General features: G+C 33.3%; 11 protein-coding genes. 1 reads left to right on the forward strand and 10 read right to left on the reverse strand.

All coding sequences use genetic code 11. The features are described from left to right. Positions 1-193: 193 nt before the first annotated feature. The 10 genes from D1816_RS12075 to D1816_RS12120 form a co-directional block, all read right to left on the reverse strand. A complete protein-coding gene (locus D1816_RS12075) occupies positions 194-598 on the reverse strand; it encodes a response regulator (protein WP_118503153.1) in 405 nt (134 codons plus the stop codon). Between the two features lie 710 nt (positions 599-1,308). Continuing rightward, positions 1,309-1,590 (reverse strand): DUF427 domain-containing protein, encoded by a 282-nt coding sequence (locus D1816_RS12080; protein ID WP_066316961.1) that lies wholly within the window; start codon positions 1,588-1,590, stop codon positions 1,309-1,311. 33 nt (positions 1,591-1,623) lie between these two features. Further along, entirely contained in the window at positions 1,624-2,598 is a 975-nt protein-coding gene (locus tag D1816_RS12085) for an L-histidine N(alpha)-methyltransferase (protein ID WP_118503155.1), read from the reverse strand. A gap of 11 nt (positions 2,599-2,609) precedes the next feature. After that, positions 2,610-3,776 (reverse strand): ergothioneine biosynthesis protein EgtB, encoded by a 1,167-nt coding sequence (gene egtB, locus D1816_RS12090; protein WP_118503157.1) that lies wholly within the window; start codon positions 3,774-3,776, stop codon positions 2,610-2,612. A 101-nt stretch (positions 3,777-3,877) separates the two neighbouring features. Beyond that, complete coding sequence (locus D1816_RS12095) at positions 3,878-4,303, reverse strand: energy transducer TonB (protein WP_066316970.1); 426 nt, start codon at positions 4,301-4,303, stop codon at positions 3,878-3,880. A gap of 24 nt (positions 4,304-4,327) precedes the next feature. After that, positions 4,328-5,152: a thymidylate synthase gene (locus D1816_RS12100; protein ID WP_066316972.1), complete on the reverse strand. Its 825-nt coding sequence runs from the start codon at positions 5,150-5,152 to the stop codon at positions 4,328-4,330. Positions 5,153-5,310: 158 nt separating this feature from the next. Next, positions 5,311-7,017, reverse strand: coding sequence for a NupC/NupG family nucleoside CNT transporter (locus D1816_RS12105; RefSeq protein WP_118503159.1), 1,707 nt, complete (start codon positions 7,015-7,017; stop codon positions 5,311-5,313). Between the two features lie 57 nt (positions 7,018-7,074). Next, positions 7,075-7,692: a bifunctional nuclease family protein gene (locus D1816_RS12110; protein ID WP_066316978.1), complete on the reverse strand. Its 618-nt coding sequence runs from the start codon at positions 7,690-7,692 to the stop codon at positions 7,075-7,077. An 86-nt stretch (positions 7,693-7,778) separates the two neighbouring features. Next, entirely contained in the window at positions 7,779-8,747 is a 969-nt protein-coding gene (locus D1816_RS12115; protein ID WP_066316980.1) for an electron transfer flavoprotein subunit alpha/FixB family protein, read from the reverse strand. An 11-nt stretch (positions 8,748-8,758) separates the two neighbouring features. Next, positions 8,759-9,505, reverse strand: a complete 747-nt coding sequence (locus tag D1816_RS12120) for an electron transfer flavoprotein subunit beta/FixA family protein (protein ID WP_066316982.1) — start codon at positions 9,503-9,505, stop codon at positions 8,759-8,761. Between the two features lie 164 nt (positions 9,506-9,669). Here D1816_RS12120 and D1816_RS12125 point away from each other — a divergent pair, with 164 nt between their 5' ends. Beyond that, on the forward strand, positions 9,670-10,647 hold the full coding sequence (locus D1816_RS12125) for a pyruvate dehydrogenase complex E1 component subunit beta (RefSeq protein WP_066316985.1): 978 nt from the start codon (positions 9,670-9,672) through the stop codon (positions 10,645-10,647). Positions 10,648-10,880 lie beyond the last annotated feature (233 nt).

Raw genomic sequence — 10,880 nt, forward strand, 5'->3', positions numbered from 1 at the left:
CAAGACAAGCTTGATTATAAATTACTGAATATCCATATACAAACTTATAGTTTCAACATAAAATATTAATGAAATGCATATTTTAACCCTATTTCTAACTGATTAAAAATTTCAGTTTTGTTTTATTATACCATAAGTAAGATATTGACTATAAATTATTTAGAAGCAAAATTGACAATTCGTAAATCAACAATTAGATATCCACAAAATGGGTTTCTAAAACTTTATCTAGTATTGCTATTGAAAGAGGTTTGCTAATAAAATCATTTACATTATCTATTTCTCTTGATCTTGAAATATCAATAGGATCATTAGATGTTGACAAAATAATAAGTTTATTACCTCGTGTTATACTATTACACAAGCCATTATATTGTTCAATAAATTCCCATCCATTCATACCTGGCATATTAAGATCTAAAAAAATAAGCTGTGGTTTTTTAGTGAAATTTACATTTATTGATTTGAGATAGTCTAATGCAATACTTCCGCTGAGAAAAGTCAAAATATTTTTAAACTTATTGTGTTTAGTGATAATTCTTTTATGTACATATTGTGTAGCCTTATCATCATCTATTAACAATACTGTTTCAACCATATTTTTTTGCCTTTTGAAGTTTATTCTTTGCAAAGTTGAGTAACAATTTTGATTTTTTTATATAGTAGCTGATATTACACATCTATATTTCAGGACGAAAGTTGAAAATATCAGATAAATGGTAAATCTATCTATTTTTACCCTAATACAATAGTACCAAAAGGATAAACAAAATTGGTTTGACTATTTATAGTCTATATATCCAAAATCAATTGGGAATATTATAAACATTCAAGAATATCATAAGTTACTAAAATGATACAATGTCAAATTCGAGTTAAATGAAGGTACCATTGTATTATCGCAGCTCTAATTTTACTAAGGTAATAGCCATAGAAATTAATTCTGAAGGGACCATATGCAGTTTCAAATTCTAATGAAACTGTACATATTATTTCATTTTAAGCAGAGTTTCGCCCTGCTACGAACTTTTTAGGACAAATTTATAAAGTATGCATGAACAGAATCCCAGTAGAAGTAATTTATGGAAAGGTAGTTCAACAAATACAGATCGAGATGTTAGCCTACCTAAACTAAAAACTTTCAAGAATCTAATATTTAACTCTTATGAAAAAACAATTATGCAATTAATCACCTGAATGACAAATAATTATCTAAAATAGCTATTGTTGTTCTAGAAAGAGATCAAGATGAAAATATTTAATCAAATCTACAATCAAAAAATGTCAAAATCTTATGGTTGTGGTGAACTATTCTACTACTTCAACACCTTTCCAAAAAGCAACATAATTCTTGATTTGTTTTGCCAAATCGCTTGTTTCAGGGTAATACCAAGCTGCATCGGGATTCTTTTCTCCGTTTACCTCTAATGTATAGTAAGACGCTACTCCTTTCCAAGGACAATTGGTATGCGTATCACTTGATTTAAAAAATTCTTTATTTATTGCTTCTGGTGGAAAGTAGTGATTATTTTCTATAACCTTAGTATCATTACTCTCTGCTAGTATTTGACCGTTCCAAATTGCCTTCATCTTTATTATATTTTTATATTTTTAAAATGCTTTTTACTTTGATTTTGTAATTAAATAGTTTTTATAATCATTGTTTTCGTCTGAAAAAGAGTTCACAACTTTTAAGCCTGATTCTTCTGTTAACCATTTTACAATATCATCATCATATTTTTGAGAAATCTCGGTATGAATACTCTCCCAAGCTTCAAAATGCACTTGCAATGACAAACTATCTATATCAACCGTTTGCTTTTCTTTACTTACTAAATAACTCTTAGCAGTACCGCTTTCGGGGTCATAGGTTTCCCAATGCATAAATGCATCAACATCAAAGTTTCCTCTAAGCTCTTTATTAATTCTTGATAAAACATTTTTATTAAATTTTGCTGTTACACCAGTTTTGTCGTTGTAAGCGTCAAGAACTTTCTGAGGATGTTTCTTTTGATCAAATCCCATAAAAACTAAATCATCAGAATGCATTGCATTACAAAGTTTTTTCAAAAACTGGATTGCCCTTGGATGTAATAAATTACCAATATTAGACCCCAGCACCATAATTACTTTTTTTCGATCACTTATATGGTTTAAACGATCCAAAACCTCAAAGTACTCTCCTATTTGCCCTTGAACAAGTACATCTGGCATTTCGAGATCTAAATTTTTCACTAATCCGTCAACAGCATTTTGACTTATATCTATAGGCATATATGTAAAATCATACCCTTTCTTTTGTAATTCTTTGAGTAATATTTTAGTCTTTTTACCGTCACCCGCCCCTAGCTCTATTAAATCAAACCCTTTTTTATACTTATCAAAACTTTCGATTATAGCCGAGGTGTTTTCTTTAAAAATATTATATTCTGCTCTGGTAAGGTAATACTCTGGCAACTCCATTATTTGCTGAAATAATTCATCACCTACTTCATCGTAAAAATATTTTGATGACAAATATTTAGGAAAAGCTGTCAACCCTTCATACACTTCTTTTTCGAATGTCGAAACTAGTACCTTTTGATCTTTAGAATTCATTAAATTTTAGATTATATATTTTTCACCAATCGTAATCCCGTAAATTGCCATCTCAGGTTTGGGTGAAAAAAATTACGATATGTTGATCTGGTATGATCTTGTGATGTGGCAACAGAACCGCCTCGTAAGACTTTTTGATTAACCATAAATTTTCCATTATACTCTCCTAATGCACCTGGAGCTTTTTTATAATTTGGATAGGGCAGATATGCACTTTCAGTCCATTCCCAACGCGACCCCCATTTAAATTGATGCTGAGCCACTTCCCACTCGAATTCTGTAGGTAAACGTTGCCCTTTCCATTGTGCGAAGGCAAAAGCTTCATAATAAGATATATGAGTTACCGAAGTATTTAGTTTTAAAGCTTTAAGTCCTTGTAATGTATATTGATAATATTGACCATCTATAAGGTGCCAATACAAAGGGGCTTGTATATTATCATTTTTAATCCAATCCCAAGCTTCGGCATGCCAAAGTAGACTATCATTATATCCACCGTCATTAATAAAGTCTAGATATTCGTTATTTGATACAAGTTCATTACAAATTGCATATTCTTCAAGAAGCACCCTATGAACTCCTAGTTCATTATCATAACAGAAATCATTTCCCTGATATCCTATTTCATATATTCCTTCTTGAATAGTTACATATTCGTTAGACTGATTGCTTTCAGGGTTTTCGGTAAAAGTCTCATTATATTTAGGAAACAATGGATTATTGCCCAATATGAATTTTATGTCTGTTAGTAATAATTCTTGGTGTTGTTTTTCATGATGAATACCAATTTCAACCAATTCATTAATTTTTTCATCAAAATTTTCTTCTAAAAAAGCCTGTAAATGTGAGGTAACATAATCACGATATTGATATACCTGACTCACCGTTGGTCTTGAAAGATTGCCTCTATTGGTTCGTATTACTCGTTTTCCAACACTTTCATAATAGCTATTAAACACGTAAGCATATTCGGGATGAAATCGCTTATAATTAGTATCGTATTTGGACAATATAAATTCTTCAAAAAACCACGTCGTATGGCCTAAGTGCCATTTAGGTGGTGAAACATCTACTATAGGCTGTATTACATAATCTTCTGTCTCAAGTGGAGCACAAATTTCTTCTGTATCAGAGCGGGTTTTTAAAAATGAGGTAAGTAAACTATCTGTAACAATCATAAAAAAAAGCGTATTCGATTTACGAATACACTCAAATTTACTGATTTTTATTCTTATAAGACTTTTAGGGAGGTTAATGCAATGTTAAAATAACTACAACATTATTTTGGTTTCCTAAAAGTAATTGGCACTTCATAGGCTACTGCAATAGGTTTTGATCCCCATTTAGCGGGCTCCATTTTGGGAAGCAATCTTATAATTCTAATTGCTTCTCTTTGTAAATATCTATGCGCACCTGTAACTTCTGTAACTTCTACTTTACCTTTTTTATTGATAATAAATTCTACCGTTACCGTACCTTCTAAGCCTTGTGAAATTGCTACTTCAGGGTATTCAAATTTTTCAAGAATATGTCTTCGCATTTTTTGATCAAAACAATTTACTGGTGTTTGTCTTGATTTATCACATTTTGGCCATATCGGGGTAATTCCTTTTTCACTTGCATTTTCTTGAGATAGTACTATACCATCTTGAGAGAAAGAAGATCCCGAAATTAATATGGATAATATAAGTAATAGTTTTTTCATAGTTGTTCCGTTTAAATTTGGGGTTTAAACCGCTACCGCTCCTTTAATATGAGGATGCGGATCGTAGTCTATTAACTTAAAGTCATCAAAAACAAAGCCAAAAATATTTTTTACCTCCGGATTAATAATCATCTTAGGCAATTGACGAGGTGTTCTAGACAGCTGTAATTCAAGTTGTTCTTTATGGTTATTATAAATATGTGCATCTCCAAAAGTATGTATAAAATCACCCGCTTCATACCCACATACCTGAGCCATCATCATTGTAAATAAAGCATAAGAAGCAATATTAAAAGGCACTCCTAAAAATACATCTGCGCTACGTTGGTACAATTGGCAAGACAATTTTCCATCTGCCACATAAAACTGAAAAAAAGCATGACATGGCGGCAATGCTGCTTTACCGTTTGCTACATTTTCAGAAAAAGATTTTGACGTATCTGGAAGTACACTTGGGTTCCATGCAGAAACCAACATACGTCTACTATCTGGGTTATTTTTTAATGCTTCTACTACTTCAGCAATTTGATCAATTTCATTGTTATCCCAATTACGCCATTGATGACCATATACAGGTCCTAGATCTCCATTTTCATCAGCCCACTCATTCCATATACGAACACCATTTTCTTTAAGATATTCAATATTAGTATCTCCTTTCAGAAACCACAACAGCTCATAAATTATAGATTTAAGGTGTAGTTTCTTGGTCGTAACCATAGGAAAACCTTCACTAAGATCAAAACGCATCTGATACCCAAAAACGCTCTTGGTTCCTGTACCAGTTCGATCTTCTTTTTCATTTCCTTTGTCAAGCACATGCCGCACAAGATCCAGATATTGCTTCATATTCCCTTCTCGCTTTACTTTGAGTTTGTTAATTAAATATTAATTTGAAATCAAATATACAAAAAATAGGTGTCGAGACACCTATTAACCTTTAGATTATGACATAGTTATAATTACCCTATAATTTTTATGTTTATCTTAAAAAAAACAATCTAAAATTATCCGATAATCATTCCTGCTATAGTTGCTGATAATAAAGAGGCAATAGTACCTCCGATTAGTGCTTTCATACCAAATTCTGAAAGTGTTTTTCGTTGACCGGGAGCTAGAGAACCTATACCGCCAATTTGTATCCCTATAGATGCAAAATTGGCAAATCCACAAAGCATATATGTAGCCATAATTACCGATTTGTTATAGGTTAAATGTGTTGCATTTGCTACATTTTTTAAATCTGCTAATTGTATGTAACCTACGAACTCACTAGCTGCTAGTTTTATCCCTAGAAGTTGCCCCATTAAAGCTATATCTTCCTTGGCAACCCCTATAAGCCACATTAATGGTGCAAAAATATAGCCTAAAATAAGTTCAAGAGATAAACTTTGGTAAGCTGTTTTAGATGCTATCCAAGCATTTATAGAAGTGATATCTCCAACCCAACCTAAGATACCGTTTAGCATTGCAATAAAAGCAACAAAAACTAATAACATAGCACCAACGTTCACTGCTAATTTTAAACCTTCAGTTGTTCCGTTTGCTATGGCGTCTAAAATATTAGATCCTATTTTTTCTGAGGATACATATACATCCGTATTGATCTCTTCAGTTTGCGGAAATAGTATTTTGGAAACAACAATTGCTCCTGGAGCTGCCATTACCGATGCAGCTAGCAAGTGTTTTGCAAATTGCAATCTTAAGACAGGGTCGTTTCCTCCTAAAAACCCTATATATGCTGCCAGTACAGCCCCTGCAACTGTTGCCATACCTCCTATCATAACCAATAGCATTTCAGACTTATTCATCTTTTCTAAATATGCTTTAATTAATAGAGGTGCTTCTGTTTGCCCTAAAAAGATGTTACCAGCGACACTTAAACTTTCTGCCCCAGATATCTTTAGTGCCTTAGTTAACAACCAAGCTAAGCCTTTTACCACTTTTTGAATAATCCCCAAATAAAATAATAAGGAGGTTAATGCCGAAAAGAATATAATAGTAGGTAATACTTGAAAGGCAAATATAAAACCGAAGGTGTCCATATCTACAACCAAGCCTTCAAAAAGAAATTTACTTCCTGCTCTAGTAAAGTCTAAAACATTAACAAATAGGCTTCCGACCCATTCAAATATCGTTTGAACAAACGGCACTCTTAAAACCCCAATGGCAATTACTAATTGAAATCCAGTACCTAACCCAACAGTTTTCCAATTAATTGCTTTTCTATTGCTACTAAAAAGATATGCTATTATTAAAAGTACAATCATTCCTAACAAACCTCTCCATAAGCTATTAAAAGAGAAACCTTGATTAGGGATTAATTCATCAGTAGCAGTTTCAGTTACAGCTACTGGTTTAGAGCCTTTTTTAGAGGCAAAGGAAAGGACTACATTATGTTTAGATAATACTAGTGTAGAATCTGTAATCTTGTTGATCTTATATTTTATAATAGAATCTTGTGCTTTTCCCGAAAAAAATAATAGCACATTATTTTGGGTAAGATAATCTCCATTAAGTTGCTCGGATTGATTATAAAAAGAATATGAAAACAATCCTTTTTCTAATTCAAGATAGTCTTTTTCTCCAACCGTTAGAACTTGTCCTGATTCTTCTTTTGCATTTTCCAGAATCCATTTTTTATCAATAGATTGTGCAGATAATATTGTAAAAAAAGGCAATAGTAATAGAAGAGTAAGTAATCCTTTCTTCATAAAATTGAAATCATTTAATAAATATAGTTTAGGATTTTAGATCGTGGTTGTGATTGATTAACCTCGTTTAGAAATTTCATCCCTTATTCTTGCTGCTAATTCGTAATCTTCACTAGCAACTGCTTGATCTAACATGCGATTGAGTTCATCAAGTGACAAATCTTTGTAACTAGTTTCCTTACCTATCATTTCAAGATCTTCTGAAACTAACTCATCTACAAGTAGGCTTTCAGAATCTTCTTCTTCATCTTTCTTTGGATTTACTTTTAGATAGATCCCTGCTTGATCTAAAATATTCTTATACGTAAATATAGGTGCTTGAAATCGTAATGCTAGCGCTATAGCATCACTGGTTCGTGCATCTATAATTTCTTCTATTTTATCTCGCTCACAGATGATACTAGAATAAAAAACTCCATCTACCAGTTTATGAATGATAACTTGTTTTACAACAATATCAAAACGATCTGCAAAGTTCTTAAATAAGTCGTGGGTTAGTGGCCGCGGGGGTTTAATCTCTTTTTCTAAAGCAATGGCTATAGATTGCGCCTCAAAGGCACCTATAACAATTGGCAACTTTCTCTCACCATCTAATTCACTTAAAATTAGTGCGTATGCCCCATTCTGGGTTTGACTGTATGATATTCCTTTTATGTTCAGTCGAACTAAACTCATATTGCTCTCAATAAAAAAAGGCTGTTTGAACACATGGACCTTTTCCTAAGTTCAAACAGCCCCTAATTGGGCACAATTTATGAAAATTATGCGTTATTAGACTTAAATTCTTTTAATTTTTCAATAAGTTTTGGAACAACTTCAAAAGCATCTCCTACTATTCCGTAGTCTGCAGCTTTAAAGAACGGTGCTTCAGCGTCATTATTAATAACCACCTTTACTTTACTTGCATTAATTCCGGCAAGATGTTGTATTGCGCCAGAAACTCCTATAGCAATATATAAGTTAGAAGCAACCGGTTTACCTGTTTGTCCTACGTGTTCACCATGTGGTCTCCATCCCATATCACTTACTGGCTTAGAGCATGCTGTTGCAGCTCCTAATACATCGGCAAGATCTTCAATCATATGCCAATTCTCAGGTCCTTTTAAACCGCGACCTCCAGAAACTACAATTTCTGCATCTGCAATAGACACTTTATCTGTAGCCTTATCTACCGCTGTAACTTGCACAGCAAAATCTGCATCAGACAAAGATGGCTCGAAGGCTTCTGCTGTTGCAGCTCCTGAATTTTCTTTTAATCCAAAAGCGTTATTAGACAATCCTACAATCTTAACATCTGTAGACATTTCAGTAATATTGAACGCTTTATTAGTGAATGCTGTACGCTTTACTTTAAAAGGAGAAGCACTTTCTGGTAATGCAACTACATTTGATGCATAACCTGCATTAAGGTTTACCGCTAATAAAGGTGCGATAAATTTACTATCTGCAGTAGAACTTACAACGACTACTTTCGCTCCTTCATTTTCTGCTGCTTGTTTAATTGCATCGGCATATGCCTTCGCACTAAATGAAGATAGTTTATCTCCTTTTACTTCTAATACCTTATCAACTCCATACGTTCCTAACTCGCTACTATCACCTCCATTAATACTAACTGCAGTAACAGTTGTTCCCATCATAGCGGCAACTTCTTTTGCATAAGAAGCTACTTCAAAAGCTGATTTCTTAAATTTTCCTCCTTCACTTTCTGTGTATACTAAAACTGACATATTTCTTTCTTTTAAATAGCTTTTGCTTCGTTATGTAATAAATCTATAAGTTCTTGGATATTATCTGGTGAAACTAATTTCACATCTCCTTTAGGAGCTGGTTTTTCAAACTGTACTGCTTTTGTTTCTTGACCAGCTTCAACAGGGTCTATAACAGTAAGTGGTTTTTTACGCGCCATCATAATACCTCTCATATTCGGGATACGCAAGTCACTTTCTTCAACCAAACCTTTTTGCCCACCAACAACTAGTGGTAACTTAGTTGTAGAGGTTTCTTTACCTCCGTCGATCTCACGAATCGCAGTAGCAGTATCACCTTCTATTTCTAAACCAATACAAGTGTTTACAAAATTAGCACCTGTTAAAGCAGCGATCATACCAGGAACCATACCTCCATTATAATCGATAGACTCTCTACCTGCAATAACAAGATCATATCCTCCATCCTGTACAACTTTAGTCAACTGTTTTGCTACATACAGACCGTCTGTAGCCTCAGTATTCACTCTAATTGCATTATCTGCACCTATGGCAAGCGCTTTACGTAAAGTAGGTTCTGTTTCAGGTCCTCCAACGTTTACAACATCTACAGAAGCACCTTGTTTTTCTTTGAACCACATTGCACGTGTTAAACCAAATTCATCATTTGGGTTAATCACGAACTGCACTCCATTAGTGTCAAACTTAGTGTCACTATCCGTAAAATTAATTTTGGAAGTTGTGTCAGGCACATGGCTAATACAAACTAATATCTTCATTTTATATAGGTATTTTTTGAGAATTTAATAATATTTGCGAAGTTACAAATAAAATGTCGAATTTACTATGCGTGCATAATAAATTTTTCAATATTACCCTACTACTAAAGGGTTTTAATTGCTACTTTTGCCTTTCGTTATAGCATTAAACAATTACCAAATACATGAAAACTATACAATTCAGAGAAGCAATTTGTGAAGCAATGAGTGAAGAAATGCGCCGAGATGAATCCATTTACTTAATGGGTGAAGAGGTTGCAGAATACAACGGAGCGTACAAAGCCAGTAAAGGTATGCTAGATGAGTTCGGTCCAGACAGAGTTCTTGACACGCCCATCTCTGAATTAGGTTTTTCTGGAATTGGTGTAGGTAGTGCAATGAATGGAAATAGACCAATTATTGAGTTTATGACCTTCAATTTCTCTTTAGTGGGTATTGATCAAATCATTAACAACGCAGCTAAAATGCGTCAAATGACTGGTGGTCAGTTTAATATTCCAATAGTATTTAGAGGCCCTACAGCATCAGCTGGTCAGTTAGGTGCTACGCATTCTCAAGCTTTTGAAAATTGGTTTGCTAATACTCCAGGATTAAAGGTTGTAGTACCTTCTAATCCTAAAGACGCTAAAGGTTTATTAAAATCGGCTATACGTGACAATGATCCAGTTATTTTTATGGAGAGTGAACAAATGTATGGAGATAAAGGTGAAGTACCAGAAGGAGAATACACTATCCCTCTAGGTGTAGCAGAAATCAAAAGAGAAGGTAGTGATGTTACTATCGTTTCTTTTGGAAAAATCATTAAAGAAGCCTATAAAGCGGCAGATGAACTTGCTAAAGAAAACATATCCTGTGAGGTTATTGATCTAAGGACTGTTCGCCCACTTGATTTAGAAGCTATATTTACCTCAGTAAAAAAAACCAATAGACTGGTTGTCTTAGAAGAAGCATGGCCTTTAGCCAACATTTCTTCAGAAATAACATATCAAGTGCAATCTAATATCTTTGATTATCTAGATGCACCTATAATAAAAATTAATACAGCAGATACACCTACCCCCTATTCTCCTGTACTTTTAGAAGAATGGTTACCTAACAGCAAAGATGTTGTTAAAGCTGTCAAAAAAGTGATGTATAAGTAAAATGAACTTCTTTATTTTGCGTTTCATTAATTTTAGAAAATTATCTCAGGCCACAAAAGTGGCCTAATAATTGATAAAATCATATGAGTTTAGCATCATTAGCATATAAATAGTAGAACGCTATAAATCATAATACGCTATTATGTTACTTGAGTACCCATTAAGTAGTAATGGTTTTAACTAATAGTTTTAAATTTTGACTTTGCAAAAAGAAATCAGAACATTAAAAACTA

It is taken from the genome of Aquimarina sp. AD10, from assembly GCF_003443715.1.
In the GTDB taxonomy this organism is placed as follows: Bacteria; Bacteroidota; Bacteroidia; order Flavobacteriales; family Flavobacteriaceae; genus Aquimarina; species Aquimarina aggregata.

What these genes read in the sequence shown, in the direction of transcription:
- D1816_RS12075 (WP_118503153.1), bottom strand. Translation starts at nt 598, where the DNA reads ATGGTTGAAACAGTATTGTTAATAGATGATGATAAGGCTACACAATAT.
- D1816_RS12080 (WP_066316961.1), bottom strand. Translation starts at nt 1,590, where the DNA reads ATGAAGGCAATTTGGAACGGTCAAATACTAGCAGAGAGTAATGATACT.
- D1816_RS12085 (WP_118503155.1), bottom strand. Translation starts at nt 2,598, where the DNA reads ATGAATTCTAAAGATCAAAAGGTACTAGTTTCGACATTCGAAAAAGAA.
- egtB (WP_118503157.1), bottom strand. Translation starts at nt 3,776, where the DNA reads ATGATTGTTACAGATAGTTTACTTACCTCATTTTTAAAAACCCGCTCT.
- D1816_RS12095 (WP_066316970.1), bottom strand. Translation starts at nt 4,303, where the DNA reads ATGAAAAAACTATTACTTATATTATCCATATTAATTTCGGGATCTTCT.
- D1816_RS12100 (WP_066316972.1), bottom strand. Translation starts at nt 5,152, where the DNA reads ATGAAGCAATATCTGGATCTTGTGCGGCATGTGCTTGACAAAGGAAAT.
- D1816_RS12105 (WP_118503159.1), bottom strand. Translation starts at nt 7,017, where the DNA reads ATGAAGAAAGGATTACTTACTCTTCTATTACTATTGCCTTTTTTTACA.
- D1816_RS12110 (WP_066316978.1), bottom strand. Translation starts at nt 7,692, where the DNA reads ATGAGTTTAGTTCGACTGAACATAAAAGGAATATCATACAGTCAAACC.
- D1816_RS12115 (WP_066316980.1), bottom strand. Translation starts at nt 8,747, where the DNA reads ATGTCAGTTTTAGTATACACAGAAAGTGAAGGAGGAAAATTTAAGAAA.
- D1816_RS12120 (WP_066316982.1), bottom strand. Translation starts at nt 9,505, where the DNA reads ATGAAGATATTAGTTTGTATTAGCCATGTGCCTGACACAACTTCCAAA.
- D1816_RS12125 (WP_066316985.1), top strand. Translation starts at nt 9,670, where the DNA reads ATGAAAACTATACAATTCAGAGAAGCAATTTGTGAAGCAATGAGTGAA.